Here is a 15,431-nt window from a genome sequence, read left to right as displayed (position 1 = left end):
GGAGTGGCGAGGGTTGGGGTATGAGCCAGGGCAACCCCCGAGACGGCGTCGACGACGCCGAGGAGAGGAGTGGTCCGCGTGGCCGACACCCCGGTCGACGACCAGCTGTGGCAGGACTTCCACGACGTGGTCAACATGACCTCGCGCGAGCTGCACGACTGGTTGCGCACCCAGAACTCGACGATGACCACCGAGGAGCTGCCCGACCAGGCCGGCAACCCGCTCACCCACGGGGTGCTGCGGGTGCTGGCCAAGCGCCGCACCGACCTGGACGCCGAGGACCTCGCGGTGATGGAGCAGGTGGTCGCCACGGTCCGCGCCCTGCGCGGTGAGGACCCCGACCCCGAGGCCGGCGACGACGACTGGCGCCACGGGCTGATGGACCTGGGTCACGACCCGCTCAAGCCCACCGGCTGAGGCTAGAGCCACCCGTTCTCGCGGGCGACGCTCGCGGCGGCGGCGCGGTTGCGCGTGCCGGTCTTGCCGATCGCCCCGGAGAGGTGGTTGCGGACCGTCCCCTCCGACAGGTGCAGCCGGGTGGCGATCTCGGCGGCGCTGGCCCCGGTCAGCGCCGCTCCCAGCACCTCCCGCTCGCGCGCGGTGAGCGGGTTGTGCCCGCTGGTGAGCGACTCCGCGGCCAGCATCGGGTCGACGACCCGCAGGCCCGCGTGCACCCGGCGGACGGCCTCGGCCAGCTGTCCGGCGGGGGTGTCCTTGACGACGAACCCGGACGCGCCGGCGTCCATCGCCCGACGCAGGTAGCCGGGCCGGCCGAAGGTCGTGACGACCAGCGAGCGGCAGCCGGTGCCGGCCAGCTGCCCGGCCACGGCGATGCCGTCCATCCCGGGCATCTCGATGTCGAGCAGGGCGACGTCGACCCGGTGCTCGCGGACCGCCGGGAGCACCGCGTCGCCGGTGCCCACCTCGGCGACCACCTCGAGGTCGCGCTCGAGCCCGAGCAGGGCGGCCAGCGCCCCCCGGACGAGGTCCTGGTCGTCGGCCACCAGCACCCGGATCGTCATGGCATCCTCACCTCCAGCTCGGTGCCGCCGTCGGCGGGTGCGCGCAGCACGAGGGTGCCGCCGGCCTCGCCGACCCGCTCCCGCAGCCCGCTCAGCCCGCTGCCCGTGGGCACCCGGTCCCCGACACCGACGCCGTCGTCGCGCAGCCGCAGCGCCTGCTCGGCGAAGGCCAGCCGGACGTGCCTCGCGCCGGCGTGCCGGACCACGTTCGTGGTGCCCTCCCGCAGCGCCCAGCCGAACAGCGCCCGCAGCTCGGGCCGGACGTCGTCGGGGTCACCGTCCTGCTCCAGGGCGACGCCGGCGGCGTCCAGGGCGGTCCGTGCCGCGGCGAGCTCGCTGGCCAGGTCGGAGGTCCGCAGCCGGGCGACGGTGCGCCGGATCTCGGCCAGCGACTCCCGCGACAGCCGCAGGACGTCCTGCACCTCCGCCCGGGCCCGGCCGGGGTCGACCACCAGCAGCCGGTCGGCCAGCTCGGCCTTGAGGCTGATCACGGTCAGGCTGTGGCCGAGCACGTCGTGGACGTCGCGCCCCACCTGCTCCCGCTCGGCCAGCAGCGCCAGCTCCTGACGCAGCGACGCCTCCCGGCCGGCCCGCCCGGAGAACCAGCGGAACGCCACCAGCACCCCCAGCGTGCTCAGCACCCCGAGCAGGCTGAGCGCCCCGACCAGGTCCGGCGCCGGGTCGAGTGCGACCAGCAGCAGCGCCGCCGCGAGCAGCGCGGCGACTGCCGCCACCGCGTGCCGTCGCGGCAGCCCGAACACCGCGAGCGCCATCGGGAACGGCAGGCTGTAGAGCACGTAGCCACCCTGCGCGGGCAGGGTCAGCGCCAGCAGCGCGACGAGCACGCCGATCCACAGCCAGGTGCGCAGCGTCGGCGAGCGGACCGGCAGCAGTCCGGGGTTGCGGTGGGCCAGCACGTAGGCGAGCGCGAAGACCAGCAGCGCCCCGCCCGCCACCGCCCGCGGCAGCCGCGGACCGTCGTCGACGACCAGGAAGAACAGCGGGATGGCCAGCAGCACCAGCCAGGCCGCGGCGAACCCCCAGCCGGGGTCGGCCGGGAGGCGGGGACCGCGCGGTGGGGAGGAGGTCACGCCCGTCGGGTCCCCCGGCGCGCCGCCAGCACCGCCAGCGCGCCCAGCACGAGCGTCCATGCCCCCACGTTAACGACCGGCAGCCACAGCGGGTCCTGCACGAGCTCGCCCGAGAGGGTCGGGGTGGCGCCGTCGGTGAGCGGGTAGCGGGCCAGCGCCATCACGCCGTAGACGGGGGTGAAGCGGGCGAGGTCGAGCAGCCAGCCGGTGAGTGGGACGAAGGCGCCGCCGAGGAAGGCCAGCACCACCAGCAGCCCGGACGCCGCCCCCACCGCGGCCTCGGAGCGGAACAGCTTGCCCACCGCCACGCCGTAGCAGGCGAACTCCACCGAGCCGAGCAGGATCAGCACCGGGGACAGCAGCCACACCCGCGGCTCGGCACCGGCGCCGGTCAGCGCGCCCAGCCCGCACACGCCGGCCACCGGCAGGGCCGCCACCACCAGCGCCACGAACACCTTGACCCGGACGAACCCGCCGCGGGTCATCGGGGTGAGGGCGAGCTGGCGGCCCCAGCCCTGGTGCTGCTCCAGCGCCGCCGACCCGGCCATCCCGGCGGCGGCGGTGATCGCCCCGTAGGTGGCCAGCGAGATCATCGTCTGGGCCGCCACGTCGCCGTGGGCGAGCCGGACCGAACCCCAGGGCACCATCGCGCCGAAGACCAGGAAGAACAGCATCGGCAGCGCGACGGAGAAGACGGTGCTGCTCCAGATCCGCAGGGTGCGCCGCAGCTCGAGCAGCGGGTAGGTGAGGTTCATCGGTGCTCCTCGGTGGGGACGAGTGCGTCGGTGAGCCGGAGGAAGGCGTCCTCCAGCGAGGCCGGGGCGATCTCCAGGTCGTGGGCCGGGGTGCGGGTGAGCAGGTGGCGGGCCAGGACGTCGGGCTCCGTGGCGCGCAGCACGAGCCGGGCGCCTCGCCGCGAGACGGCCGCGACTCCCGGCAGCCGCGCCAGCACGGCGTCGGCGGGCGGGTCGTCCCAGGTCACGCCGACCGTGCGCAGGGTCGAGCGGCGGATCTCCGGCGTCGGACCGTCGGCGACCACCCGACCGGCCGCCATCAGCACCAGCCGGTCGGCGAAGGCGTCGGCCTCCTCCAGGTGGTGGGTGGCGAAGAGCACGGTGCGTCCGGCCGCGGCCTCGGCGCGCATGGCCGTCCAGAAGGCGCGTCGGGCGCCCACGTCCAGCCCGGTGGTCGGCTCGTCGAGGACGAGCAGCTCGGGGTCGGGCAGCAGCGCGAGGGCGAACTTCAGCCGCTGCTGCTCACCGCCGGAGCAGCGGACCACCCGGCGCCCGGCCAGCGCGGTCAGCCCCGCCCGCTCGAGCACCTCGTCGACCGCCAGCGGGGCGTGGTGCAGGGAGGCGATCATCCGCACCGTCTCGGCGATGGTGAGGTCGCGCATCAGCCCACCGGTCTGCAGCACCGCCGAGACCCGGCCCTCGACCACCGCCTGACGGGGCCGGCGCCCCAGCACCCGGGCCCGGCCGGCGTCGGGTTCGCTCAGGCCGAGCACGACGTCGAGGGTGGTGGTCTTGCCGGCCCCGTTGGGCCCGAGCAGGGCGACCACCTCGCCGCGCCCGATCCGCAGGTCCATGCCGTCGACCGCGCGCACCCGGCGGCCGTCCTCGGCCCGGAACCGCTTGACCAGACCGGTCAGCTCGAGGGCCTCCGTGCCGGGTGGTGCCGTGGTCGTCGTCATGGCACCAGGCTCGCGGCCGCCGCCCGGACGGGCCTGGGAGCAGCGTCACGACTCCCGGATGACGACTGTCACGGTCGACGGCTACGCCCGGCCGCGGTCGCGGAGGAGCTCCACCGCGGCGTCCAGGTGGCCGGCGTGGCGGGAGTACTCGTGCAGCACGTGGAAGGCGATCCAGCGCAGGGTGGTGGGCACCGTGGCGCCGTCGGCGAACCGGCCGCCGGTACGGGCGAGCGTGTCCAGCGGGGTGCCGGTGAGCACCTCCTCGGTGGTGCGCGCCTGCTCCACCAGCCGGGTGGTCAGCCCGGCGACGTCCACGTCCTCGGGCACCCGCCACCGGGCCCCTGCGTGCTCGGAGGGGTCGGCGCTGCCGGTGCGGCCCCAGTCGCCCCACGGCTCGTCCACCGGCTCGCCGAGGAACCTCCAGCGGATCCAGCGGCGCTCCATGTGCAGCAGGTGCGACAGCAGCTCCAGCGGGCTCCAGCCCGACGGCAGCACCGCCGTACGCTGCTGCTGCGGGGTCAGCGACCCGACCGCCTCCACCACCTGGCCGCGCAGGAAGGCCAGGTAGGCGACCAGGTGCCCGGCCTCTCCCCCGTCCAGCCCCGGACGGGGCTCGCCGGCCTCGGCGGGGCTGCTCACGCCTTCTCCCGACGGCGCTCGGCACCGGTCTCGTCGGTCTCCCAGTTCGCCGCGTTCTTCTTCGACGGCTGCACCCGCGGTGGTTCGCCCGGCATCTTCGGATGGTCGGGCGGGTAGGGCATCTCCCCCAGCCCGGACTCCTCGTACCACTCCAGCAGCGGCTCGATCGAGCCGGCGGACTCGTCGATGCCGGCCCACGGGTCGCCGTCGGCCAGCCGCTCGGGGACGGTGAAGAGGTTGAGGCTGCGCGGGTCGGTGGTGGTGGCCAGCTCCTCCCAGGACAGCGGGGTCGACACCGGCGCACCGGGCAGCGGGCGCAGCGAGTACGCCGAGGCGATGGTGCGGTCGCGGCAGTTCTGGTTGAAGTCGACGAAGATCCGCTCGCCGCGTTCCTCCTTCCACCAGGCGGTGGTGACGCCCTCGCTGCGCTGCTCCAGCCGCCGGCCGAAGCCGATCGCGGCGTGGCGGACGTCGACGAAGTCCCAGCGCGGCCCGATCCGCACGTAGACGTGCACGCCGCGGTTGCCCGAGGTCTTGACGTAGCCGGTCAGCCCGGCCTCGGTGAGCAGCTCACGGGCGACCAGCGCCGCCTGCACCGCCTCGGCGAACCCGGTCCCGGGCTGGGGGTCGAGGTCGATCCGCAGCTCGTCGGGGTGGTCGACGTCGGAGCGTCGCACCGGCCACGGGTGGAAGGTGAGAGTGCCCATCTGGGCGCACCACACCGGCACCGCGATCTCGGTGGGGCACACCTCCGCGGCGGTGCGGCCGGAGGGGAAGGTCACCTCCACCGACTCCAGGTAGTCCGGCGCCCCCTGCGGCACCCGCTTCTGGTAGAACGCGTCGGACTTGTCGCCGGGACGCCCCGTGGACAGCTTGATCCCGGGGTGCACGCCGGCGGGCCAGCGCTCCAGCGCGGTGGGCCGGTCACGCAGCGCCCGCATCAGCCCCTCCCCCACGGCGGCGACGTACTCGGCCACCTGCAGCTTGGTGATGTCGGGCGTGGAGTCGGTGGCCGGGTAGATGACCCGGTCCGGGCTGGAGATGCGCACGACCCGGTCACCGGCCTGCACCTCCGCCGCTGCGGTCTTCGCCATGGGCGCCAGGCTAGGGCCGATCCCTGACCACGTGTATGTCGTCGCGGTGACGACCGACGTGTCGCGGCGTGTCGCCGGCTCCACCGGGGACGGCGAACACGATCCCAGGGCGGGCAGTAGCGTCCTCGGCATGGACACCCGCCCCCTCGCCCTGGTCACCGGCGGCTCGCGCGGCATCGGCCTCGCGATCTGCCGCGAGCTCGCCGACACCCACCGGCTGCTGGTCGGCGGCCGCGACGCCGAGCAGCTCGCGCAGGTGTGCGCCGACCTGCCGCAGGCCGAGCCCTGGCCGGTCGACCTCGCCGACGCCGACGCCGTCGCGGCGGCGGCCGCCGGGGTCGAGGAGCTCGACGTCCTGGTGCACAACGCCGGCGTGGAGGCGTCCGGCACGGTGGCCGAGCTGACCCGCGAGGACTGGCGCCGGGTGCTGGAGCTCAACGTCGTCACCGTCGCCGACCTCACCCGGGCCCTGCTGCCGGCGCTGCGCCGACGCCGCGGGCAGGTGCTGACCATCAACTCCGGCGCCGGATTCACCGCCGGCGCCGGCGGCGGGCTCTACGCGGCCTCCAAGTTCGCCCTGCGCGCGTTCACCGACGCGCTGCGGGAGGAGGAGCGCGGCACCGTCCGCGTGATCTCGGTGCACCCGGGCCGGGTCGACACCGAGATGCAGCAGCGGATCCAGGCCGGCGCCGGCCGGGAGTACCGGGCCGAGGACCACATGCGCCCCGAGACGGTGGCCCGGGCGGTGGCCCACGCGCTGGCCACCCCGGCCGACGCGGTGGTGGAGTCCCTGTCGATCCGACCGGCCTGAGGCGTCCTAGGGTGACGGGCATGACCGCGCTCAGCCCTGCCACCCTGGATGCCCTGCCCGCCGAGGTCCGCCGACCGGGCTACGACCGCACCGCCGTCCAGGCGGGGATCGTGCACTTCGGGCTCGGCAACTTCTCCCGCGCCCACCAGGCGATGTACGTGGACGAGCTGCTGGAGCAGGGCGGCGGGCAGGAGTGGGGCATCTGCGGGGTCGGGCTGATGCCCCGCGACGCCGCGATGCGCGACGCGCTGCAGGCCACCGACGGGTTGTACACGCTGGTGCTCAAGCACCCCGACGGCACCCTGGAGCCGCGGGTCATCGGGTCGGTGGTCGACTACCTCTACGCCCCCGACGACCCGCAGCGGGTGATCGACCGGCTGGCCGACCCCGGCACCCGGATCGTCAGCCTGACCGTCACCGAGGGCGGCTACAACGTGCACCCGGTCACCGGCGAGTTCGACCTCGGCAACGCCGCGGTCGCCGCCGACCTCACCGGCGCCCACCAGCCCACCACCGTGTTCGGGCTGGTCGCGGCCGGGTTGAAGCTGCGCCGCGAGCGCGGGATCGAGCCGTTCACGGTGATGAGCTGCGACAACATCCCCCACAACGGCGACGTCGCCCGGCGGATGTTCAGCGCGTTCGCCACCGCGCTGGATCCCGAGCTGGGTGCCTGGATGGGCGAGCACGTCGCCTTCCCCAACTGCATGGTCGACCGGATCACCCCCGCGACCACCGACGACGACCGCGCGGAGGTGCGGGAGCGCTGGGGCATCGAGGACCCCTGGCCGGTGGTGGCCGAACCGTTCACCCAGTGGGTGCTCGAGGACGACTTCCCGCTGGGCCGACCCGAGCTGGACCGGGTCGGCGTCCAGCTGGTGGAGGACGTCACCCCGTACGAGCTGATGAAGCTGCGGCTGCTCAACGCCTCCCACCAGGGGCTGTGCTACTTCGGCTACCTGGCCGGCTACCGGCTGGTGCACGACGTCTGCTCCGACCCCTTGTTCGCCGACTTCCTGCTCGCCTACATGACCGAGGAGGCCACCCCGACGCTGCCGCCGGTGCCCGGGGTCGACCTCGCCGACTACCGGACCACGCTGATCGAGCGGTTCTCCAACGCCCAGGTCCGCGACACCGTGGCCCGGCTGTGCGCTGAATCGTCGGACCGGATCCCCAAGTGGCTGGTGCCGGTGATCCGGGAGAACCTGGCCAGCGGTGGCCCGGTGGAGCTGTCGGCGGCGATCGTGGCCTCCTGGGCCCGCTACGCCGAAGGGGTCGATGAGCAGGGCGAGCCGATCGAGGTGGTCGACCAGCTCGCCGACCAGCTGGTCCCGATCGCCCGCTCCCAGGTCGAGGGCGACGACCCCGACGTGTTCGTGCGCAACGAGCAGCTCTTCGGCGACCTCGCCAGCCAGGAACGCTTCCTCACCGCCTACCGGTGGGCTCTGTCCTCCCTGCACGGGCACGGCGCCCGAGCCACCCTGGAGGCGCTGATGGCCGAGCGGCCACGGCCCTCGCGGCCTGTCGAAGGGCCTCACCAGCCCGCGGTGCGGTCGCGAAGCTCGCGGTAGGCCTCCAGGACGTCGGGGGTGGCGTCGGCCTCGAGGGTCTCCGAGGTGCCCTCGAGCTCCCAGGCCGGAGGCTGCTCCGCACCCGAGAGCACCCAGGCGGCCTGACGCGCGGCACCGCGGGCGACGTACTCCCCGTCCGGCGGCAGGGTGACCGGGACGCCGAGGACGGCCGGGGCCAGCGCCCGCACCGCCGGCGACTTGGTCGCCCCGCCGACCATCGACACCGCGGTGGTGCGCACCCCGGTCACCTGGTCCAGCGCCTGCACGGCATCGGCCACCGAGCACAGCAGCGCCTCGAACGCCGCCCGGGCGACGTCCTCGCGGGTGGTCGAGGTGGTCAGCCCGTGCATGGTGCCGCGGGCGTCGGGCCGGTTCGGGGTGCGCTCGCCGTCGAGGTAGGGCAGGAAGGACAGCCCGTGCGCACCGGCCGGGGCGGCCAGCGCGAGCCGGGCCAGCTCGTCGTAGCCCACCCCCAGCAGCCCCGCGGCGAGCTCGAGGATCCGCGCGCAGTTGATGGTGCAGGCCAGCGGCAGCCACCGCCCGGTCGCGTCGGCGAACCCGTTGACCGCCCCGGACGGGTCGAGCACCGGGTCGGCGGCGACGGTGGAGGCCACTCCGGAGGTGCCCAGCGAGATCAGCACCTGGCCCGGCTGCAGGTCCAGCCCCAGCGCGGCGGCGGCGTTGTCGCCGGTGCCGGCGCCGAGCAGCGCCCCGCTGCGGGTCTGCCCCGCCGAGGTGTGCGCGGGCACGATCTCGGGCAGCCGCGGCCGGTGGCCCAGCGCGTGCTCAGCCAGCTCGACGTCCCAGTCGTCGGTCTCGGGGGAGAAGTAGCCCGTACCCGAGGCGTCCCCGCGGTCGGTGGTGTAGCGGTCGGCGTCGGCGCGCAGCCGCCAGGTCAGGTAGTCGTGCGGCAGCAGCACCGCCTCGGTGCGGGCGGCGTTCTCGGGCTCGGCGTCACGCAGCCAGCGCAGCTTGGTGGAGGTGATCGAGGCGACGTGCACGCTGCCGGTGCGCCGCGCCGCTGCCTCGGGCCCGCCCAGCTCCTCGACCAGGGTGGCCGCCTGCGGGGCGGAGCGGACGTCGTTCCACAGCAGCGCCGGACGGACCACCTGCTGGTCGGCGTCCAGGGCCACCATGCCGTGCTGCTGACCGCCCACCGCGACCGCGGCAGCCCGCTCCAGCAGCGGCCCGCCCGCGGTCTCGAAGGCGCTCCACCACTCCCGCGGGTCCACCTCGGTGCCGCGGGGGTGCGGCGCCTGCCGCTCCTCCACCACGCGGCCGGTCGCGCTGTCGACCAGGATCGCCTTGCAGGACTGGGTGGAGGAGTCCACACCGAGTACGAGGTCACTCATCGTCGGGCCCTTCGTTCCTGGCGCTCCGGCGCCTCCGGATCGTCCTGCCGCAGGATACGCATTCGTCCATCGAGAGACACCTCTTGCCGATCTCTCGTATTTTGTGAGAAGTTCCTCGGCAGATCACCACAACGACTGAGGAGCACCCCATGACCCTCTCCCGACGCAGCCTGCTGCGCGCGGGTGCGCTCGGCGCCGGGGCGCTGGCCGGCGGCGGCCTGCTCGGCGCCTGCGGCTCGGGCAGCCAGCCGGCACCGGTGCCGGAGTTCACCGGCGGCGACGAGTGGCGCCGCTTCGCCGGCACCACCATCAACTTCATCTCCGAGAACACCGCCCCGACTGCGGCCATCGCGGCCAACCTGCAGCCGTTCACCGAGCTGACCGGCATCAACGTCCGGATCGTCAACCTCGAGCTCAGCGCCCTGGTGCAGCGGGTCGCGCTCGACCTGGCCTCGGGGCAGAGCCAGTACCACGTCATCTACGCCGACCCGTACCAGGTGCTCGCCCCCTACTCGGCCGGGCTGGCCGACCTGCGCGAGTTCATCGACGCCGACGGCTACCCGCCGCTGGAGGGCGGGCTGGAGGACTTCATCCCCACCCAGCTCGCCGCCACCGGCACCTTCGAGGACCCCGACAAGGTGTTCGCCCTCCCCTACGACTGCCCGACGATGATCTGGCAGTACCGCCAGGACCTCTTCGACGCCCACGGTGACCGGATGCGCGACGACCTCGGCTTCGACGTCACCCCGGGGATGGAGCGCACCTGGGAGGAGTTCTTCCAGATCGCGCAGTGGTTCAACGCGCATGTCGACGAGGTGGTCGCCGGGGTCGGCACCCAGTCCAAGCAGCACGACTCGTTGATGTGCGACTTCTCCAACGTGCTGTGGTCCTACGGCGGGGAGTACTTCGAGGGCGGCTCCGAGATCGGCCTGCGCGGCGCCACCGACCCGGGACGCTCGCTGCTGGCCAGCGACGAGGCCAAGGAGGCCGCCGCGTTCTACCAGCGGCTGGTCGGCATCGCCCACCCCGGCTCGCGCTCCTGGGACTGGGACGGCGTCGGCAACGCCATGGCGCAGGGCCAGATCGCCATGTGCGTCAACTGGCACGAGTTCGCCTCCGGCAACGAGGAGTCGCTGCCCGGCCAGGTCTCCTACGCCCCGCTGCCGCACGGACCCGCCCGCTCGTCGGCGCACTTCGGCGGCTGCGGGATCGGCATCTCGGGCAACACCGGCGGCGCCGAGCGCGGAGCGGCCTGGCTGTTCGTCAACTGGGCCACCTCGCCGCAGACCCAGCTGGCCAACCTCGCCTCGGCCGCGGGCGGCGGGACGCCGACCCGCACCTCGGTCTACGAGCTGCCCGAGGTGCAGGCGGCCGAGCAGCGTCCCAGCGAGCTGCCGAACATGCTCACCGGGCCGACCATGGAGGTGGCCTGGCGCGACGACGTCATCGGGCTGCGTCCCAAGATCCCGATGTGGAACGAGTGCGACACCGCGGTCTTCACCGAGCTGTCGAAGATGCTGGCCGGGCAGCAGCAGCCGGCGGCGACCATGGACGGGCTGGCCCGTCGCATCGACCAGATCGTGGCGCGGGGGTGGCAGGCATGACGCAGACGACCGCACAGCCGACCGGGGGGCAGGAGCTGGCCCCGGAGCGGGTGCAGCAGATGAAGGACCCCCGGCGGCCGCGTCGCGGGCTGGGCTTCCCCGGGCTGCTGATGGCGCCGGCCGTGATCTTCATGGCCGGGCTGTCGATCATCCCGTTCCTCACCCTCATCGGCATGAGCTTCTCCCGGGTCCGCCTGCTCGGCGGCGCCGCGCTGGAGTGGCGCGGCCTGGACAACTGGGCGCGCGCGCTGACCGACCCGAACCTGTGGACGTCCTGGGCCAGCACGGTGCTCTACTTCGTCGTCACCGTCGGCCTGGAGCTGCTGATCGGCGTCGGCGTCGCCGTGGCGCTGCACCGGGTGCTGCGCGGACGCGGCCTGGTGCTCTCGCTGGTGCTGCTGCCGATGTTCGTGGCCCCGGTCATCGTCGGCCTGCTCGGCCGCTACCTGGTCGACCCCACCTTCGGGCTGTACACCAACTGGCTGCAGGCGGTCGGCATCGACATCGACCCGCTGGGCAGCCCGGTGACCGCCTTCATCGCGGTCGCGCTGATGGACGTCTGGGAGTGGACGCCGCTGATCACGCTGATCACGCTGGCCGGGCTCTCGGGGGTGAACCCCTCCATCCTGGAGGCGGCCGCCCTGGACGGGGCGAGCCGGACGCGGACGCTGTTCCACATCATCTTCCCCTCGATCTCCAACGTGCTGCTGGTGGCGTTCCTCATCCGCTCGATGGACGCCGTCCGCTACTTCGACATCATCACCATCACCACCAACGGCGGCCCGGCCGACGCGACGAAGATCGTGCCGCTGCGGCTGTACGAGACGGCGTTCCGGTTCTTCGACCTCGGCTACGCCGCCGCCATCGGACTGATGATGCTGGCCGTCACCATCGCCATGGCGAAGGTGTTCGTCCGGCTCCTCGACCGGAAGGGACTGGCCCAGTGAGCACCACCACCACCGCCTCCACCGAGGCCGCCGCGCGCCCGCCGAAGCGGTCGACCGGGCTCTCCTTCGACCAGAAGATGACCCCGGGCGGCACGGTCGTCACCTGGGTCGTGCTCGGGGTGTTCCTGCTCTGGACGCTGATCCCGCTGGTCTGGATGCTGCTCGGCTCGTTCAAGGGCGGCGACGACGTCACCGCCGCCGACCCGAAGTGGTTCTTCACCCCCAGCCTGGAGAACTACGTCGGCCTGTTCACCGGCGCCAACAACCTGCTGCCCTACATCTGGCACAGCGTCGTGGCCGCGGTGGTCTCGGCCGGGTTGTCGCTGGTGCTGGGGACGCTGGCCGGCTACGGGCTGTCGCGGACCCGGATGAAGCGCAAGTCGGACCTGTCGTTCTGGATCATCTCCACCCGGATGGCCCCGATCGCCGCGGTCGTGCTGCCGCTGTTCCTGATGTTCCGCTTCGCCGGGCTGATCGACACCCTGCCGGGGCTGATCCTGGCCTACATGACGTTCAACCTGCCGTTCGCCACCTGGCTGATGCAGGCCTTCTTCGCCGAGATCCCGCCCTCGCTGGAGGAGGCGGCGCTGGTCTCGGGGTGCACCCGGTGGGGCGCGTTCTGGAACGTCATCCTCCCGCTGTCGAAGGCGGGCCTGGTGACCACCGGCATCCTGTGCCTGGTGTTCGCCTGGAACGACTACGCCTTCGCCTCGGTCTTCGCCGGGCCGAGCTCGCAGACGCTGCCGATCGCGGCCAGCCAGCTGGTCACCCAGACCGGCGTGGACTGGGGCCAGCTCACCGCCATCGGCACCATCGTGGTCGTCCCGATGGTGGTGCTCGGGCTGGCGGTGAAGCGCTGGCTGGTCACCGGTCTGTCGCTGGGCGCGGTGACGGGAGAATGAGCACCGTGACCACGACGACGCCGTCCCTGCCCACCACCATGCGGGTCTCCCTGCTCGAGCGCGCCGGCGAGATCGGCCCCGCCGAGCGACCGGTACCCTCCCCCGGTCCGGACGAGGTGCTCGTCCGGGTCGCCTCGGTCGGCATCTGCGGCTCCGACGTCCACTACTACCGGCACGGCCGGATCGCCGACTTCGTGGTCCGCGAGCCGCTGGTGCTCGGCCACGAGGCCAGCGGCACCGTGGTCGCCGTCGGCGCGCACGTCGACCCGGCCCGGGTCGGCCAGCGGGTGGCGATGGAGCCGGGCGTGCCCTGCCGGCACTGCGAGCAGTGCAAGCACGGCCGGTACAACCTGTGCCCCGACGTGGTCTTCTTCGCCACCCCGCCGGTGGACGGCACGTTCGCCGAGTACGTGACCCTGGCCGCCGACTTCGCCCACCCCGTGCCGGATACGCTGTCCGACGACGCCGCCGCGCTGATCGAGCCGCTCTCGGTCGGGGTGTGGGCCTGCCGCAAGGCCGAGGTCGGGGCCGGCACGAAGCTGCTCGTGACCGGCGCGGGGCCGATCGGGCTGGTGACGGTCCAGGTGGCCCGCGCGCTGGGGGCGTCGGAGATCGTCGTCACCGACGTCGACCCGGGACGGCTGGCCGTGGCCGAGCGCTACGGTGCCACCGAGACCGTGGACGTCCGCACCGGCACCCTGGACCACCTGGCCGCCGGTGCGGGGCGGATGGACGCCTTCATCGAGTGCTCCGGCGCCCAGCCGGCCGTGCTGGCGGGGTTCCCCACCGTCCGGGGCGCCGGGCGGATCGTGCTGGTCGGGATGGGCGCGGACGAGCTGACCATCCCGGTCGGGCTGCTGCAGAACCGTGAGCTGGTGCTCACCGGCACCTTCCGCTACGCCAACACCTACCCCACCGCGATCGCCCTGGCCGCCAGCGGCCGGGTCGACCTGGACGGCCTGGTCACCGGCCGCTTCGGGCTCGACCGCGCCGAGGAGGCCCTGCAGTCGACCGGCACGCCCGGCGTGATCAAGTCCGTGGTCCGCCCCGGGGAGTGACCGGGTGGGACGCAGCAGCAACGCCGACGTGATGCGGCGCCGGGGCGACCTGCTCGACCGGGTGATCCGGGCCCGCCGGATCGAGATCAGCGCCCTGGCCAGCGAGCTGGGCACCAGCGTGATGACGGTGCACCGCGACCTGGACGCGCTGGCCGCCGAACGGCTGCTGCGCAAGGAGCACGGGCACGCGGTCGCCCCGACCGAGCTCGAGCGCCAGACCAGCGCCGCGTTCCGGCTGCGGTTCGGCACCGACGTCAAGGAGGCGGTGGGACGGGCCGCGCTGCCCTGGCTGACCGCGGCCCGGACGGTCCTCGTCGACGACTCCACCAGCTGCCTGCCGGCGCTGCACGCCCGCTGCCGCACCGGCGTCCCCGTCACCGTGGTGACGAACTTCCTCGCCGTGCCCGAGGAGCTGCGCCGCTACCCGCACGCCACCGTGCACCTCGTCGGCGGACGGGTCGCCCCGGAGCTGCGGGCGGTGTTCGGCCCGGTCGCCGAGGCCGGGTTCACCGAGTGGCGCGGCGACGTCGCGCTGATCTCCGCCCCCGGGGTGGCCGGCGGGGAGGTGCTGCACCTGCTGGAGGACTCCGCCCGGGTCAAGCAGGTGATCGCCGAGCGCTGCCAGACCCGGGTGCTGCTGGTCGACCGGCACAAGCTCGGCCTGCACGGCCCGCACGTCGTGCTGCCGGCGGGACGGGTCGACGTCCTCATCAGCGACGAGCCCGACCCGGGCGGACGGGCGGAGCTGGACGCCTTCGGCCAGGCTGGGACCACGGTGGTCACCGTCCCCCACCCCGGTGCCGACTGACCTCCCCCCACGACCCCTCACCCACCGATCCAAGGAGATGGACATGCCCGTGCTCGACTCGTTCTCACTCACCGGGAAGGTCACCGTGGTGACCGGCGCCGCCCGCGGCATCGGCGCCGCGCTGGCGGTCGCGGTGGCCGAGGCCGGCTCCGACGTGGCGCTGCTGGTCCGCGACGCGGCGGCTGCGGAGCCGGTCCGCGAGCAGGTCGCGGCCCTCGGCGTCCGGGCCGGGGTGTACACCGCCGACGTCACCGACCGGGCCGGGCTGGAGGACGTCCGCGACGCGATCACCGCCGAGCTGGGGGTGCCCGACGTGCTGGTCAACAACGCCGGCACCTGCATCCACCGGGCCGCCTTCGAGGTCAGCGACGAGGAGTGGGACACCGTCGTCGACACCAACCTCACCGGGCTGTGGCGGACCTCGCAGGTGTTCGGCCGGGCGATGGCCGACCGCACCGACGGCCGCCGCGGCGGGTCGATCGTCAACATCGGCTCGATCTCCTCGATCATCGTCAACCGGCCGCAGTGGCAGCCGGGCTACAACGCCTCCAAGGCCGCGGTGCACCAGCTGACGAAGTCGCTGGCGGTGGAGTGGGCTCCGCTGGGGATCCGGGTCAACGCGCTGGCCCCGGGCTACGTGCGCACCGCGATGGCCCCGGTCGACGACCCCGCCTTCAAGCCGCGCTGGATCGACGACGCGCCGATGCAGCGGGCGGCCGAGCCGGAGGAGCTCGGCCCGACCGTGGTGTGGATGGCCAGCGACGCGTCCTCGTTCATGACCGGCTCGGTGGTGGTCGTCGACGGCGGCTACACCGCCGTCTGAGCCGGCCGGTAGCGTCGCG

General features: G+C 73.8%; 16 protein-coding genes. 9 read left to right on the top strand and 7 right to left on the bottom strand.

Annotation, left to right across the window (positions count from 1 at the left end):
- The first annotated feature begins 78 nt into the window (after positions 1-78).
- Positions 79-417, top strand: coding sequence for a DUF3140 domain-containing protein (locus DT076_RS13810; RefSeq protein ID WP_114127317.1), 339 nt, complete (start codon positions 79-81; stop codon positions 415-417).
- 2 nt (positions 418-419) lie between these two features.
- Here the strand turns inward: DT076_RS13810 and DT076_RS13805 are convergent, their stop codons facing one another.
- From DT076_RS13805 to DT076_RS13780, 6 genes are all read right to left on the bottom strand, one after another.
- Positions 420-1,022 (bottom strand): response regulator transcription factor, encoded by a 603-nt coding sequence (locus DT076_RS13805; protein ID WP_114127263.1) that lies wholly within the window; start codon positions 1,020-1,022, stop codon positions 420-422.
- Positions 1,019-2,113, bottom strand: a complete 1,095-nt coding sequence (locus DT076_RS13800) for a sensor histidine kinase (RefSeq protein ID WP_114127262.1) — start codon at positions 2,111-2,113, stop codon at positions 1,019-1,021. Before DT076_RS13800 ends, DT076_RS13805 begins: the two co-directional genes overlap by 4 nt.
- Positions 2,110-2,868 (bottom strand): ABC transporter permease, encoded by a 759-nt coding sequence (locus DT076_RS13795; RefSeq protein ID WP_114127261.1) that lies wholly within the window; start codon positions 2,866-2,868, stop codon positions 2,110-2,112. Before DT076_RS13795 ends, DT076_RS13800 begins: the two co-directional genes overlap by 4 nt.
- Positions 2,865-3,806: an ABC transporter ATP-binding protein gene (locus DT076_RS13790; RefSeq protein WP_114127260.1), complete on the bottom strand. Its 942-nt coding sequence runs from the start codon at positions 3,804-3,806 to the stop codon at positions 2,865-2,867. Before DT076_RS13790 ends, DT076_RS13795 begins: the two co-directional genes overlap by 4 nt.
- An 81-nt stretch (positions 3,807-3,887) precedes the next feature.
- The gene (locus tag DT076_RS13785) at positions 3,888-4,445 is read right to left on the bottom strand and encodes a mycothiol transferase (RefSeq protein WP_233493963.1); all 558 of its coding nucleotides are present in this window, start codon (positions 4,443-4,445) and stop codon (positions 3,888-3,890) included.
- A complete protein-coding gene (locus tag DT076_RS13780; protein WP_114127259.1) occupies positions 4,442-5,539 on the bottom strand; it encodes a DNA polymerase domain-containing protein in 1,098 nt (365 codons plus the stop codon). Before DT076_RS13780 ends, DT076_RS13785 begins: the two co-directional genes overlap by 4 nt.
- A gap of 130 nt (positions 5,540-5,669) precedes the next feature.
- On the opposite strand from DT076_RS13780, the gene DT076_RS13775 reads away from it, so the two are divergent.
- Together DT076_RS13775 and DT076_RS13770 are read left to right on the top strand one after the other, a co-directional pair.
- Positions 5,670-6,350: an SDR family oxidoreductase gene (locus tag DT076_RS13775; protein WP_114127258.1), complete on the top strand. Its 681-nt coding sequence runs from the start codon at positions 5,670-5,672 to the stop codon at positions 6,348-6,350.
- 20 nt (positions 6,351-6,370) lie between these two features.
- A complete protein-coding gene (locus DT076_RS13770) occupies positions 6,371-7,918 on the top strand; it encodes a mannitol dehydrogenase family protein (RefSeq protein WP_114127257.1) in 1,548 nt (515 codons plus the stop codon).
- Here the strand turns inward: DT076_RS13770 and xylB are convergent.
- Positions 7,882-9,270, bottom strand: a complete 1,389-nt coding sequence (gene xylB, locus DT076_RS13765; RefSeq protein ID WP_114127256.1) for a xylulokinase — start codon at positions 9,268-9,270, stop codon at positions 7,882-7,884. The two genes, DT076_RS13770 and xylB, sit on opposite strands and share 37 nt — an antisense overlap.
- A gap of 149 nt (positions 9,271-9,419) precedes the next feature.
- Between xylB and DT076_RS13760 the strand changes: the two genes are divergently transcribed.
- Genes DT076_RS13760 through DT076_RS13735 form a run of 6 tightly spaced genes read left to right on the top strand, consistent with a single transcriptional unit; the run spans position 9,420 to position 15,412 of the window.
- Positions 9,420-10,874, top strand: a complete 1,455-nt coding sequence (locus DT076_RS13760; protein WP_114127255.1) for an extracellular solute-binding protein — start codon at positions 9,420-9,422, stop codon at positions 10,872-10,874.
- Complete coding sequence (locus DT076_RS13755) at positions 10,871-11,821, top strand: carbohydrate ABC transporter permease (protein ID WP_199539186.1); 951 nt, start codon at positions 10,871-10,873, stop codon at positions 11,819-11,821. Before DT076_RS13760 ends, DT076_RS13755 begins: the two co-directional genes overlap by 4 nt.
- Positions 11,818-12,723, top strand: a complete 906-nt coding sequence (locus tag DT076_RS13750) for a carbohydrate ABC transporter permease (protein WP_199539185.1) — start codon at positions 11,818-11,820, stop codon at positions 12,721-12,723. The genes DT076_RS13755 and DT076_RS13750 overlap by 4 nt, the downstream gene beginning before the upstream one ends.
- Positions 12,720-13,781: an NAD(P)-dependent alcohol dehydrogenase gene (locus DT076_RS13745; RefSeq protein ID WP_114127254.1), complete on the top strand. Its 1,062-nt coding sequence runs from the start codon at positions 12,720-12,722 to the stop codon at positions 13,779-13,781. Before DT076_RS13750 ends, DT076_RS13745 begins: the two co-directional genes overlap by 4 nt.
- 4 nt (positions 13,782-13,785) lie before the next feature.
- Complete coding sequence (locus tag DT076_RS13740) at positions 13,786-14,589, top strand: DeoR/GlpR family DNA-binding transcription regulator (RefSeq protein ID WP_114127253.1); 804 nt, start codon at positions 13,786-13,788, stop codon at positions 14,587-14,589.
- 43 nt (positions 14,590-14,632) lie between these two features.
- Positions 14,633-15,412, top strand: coding sequence for an SDR family NAD(P)-dependent oxidoreductase (locus DT076_RS13735; protein WP_114127252.1), 780 nt, complete (start codon positions 14,633-14,635; stop codon positions 15,410-15,412).
- Positions 15,413-15,431: the final 19 nt, after the last annotated feature.

Origin of the sequence: Desertihabitans brevis (assembly GCF_003327535.1) — a bacterium.
GTDB classification, from domain to species: Bacteria; Actinomycetota; Actinomycetes; order Propionibacteriales; family Propionibacteriaceae; genus Desertihabitans; species Desertihabitans brevis.
This window is presented reverse-complemented; position numbering and strand designations above follow the sequence as displayed.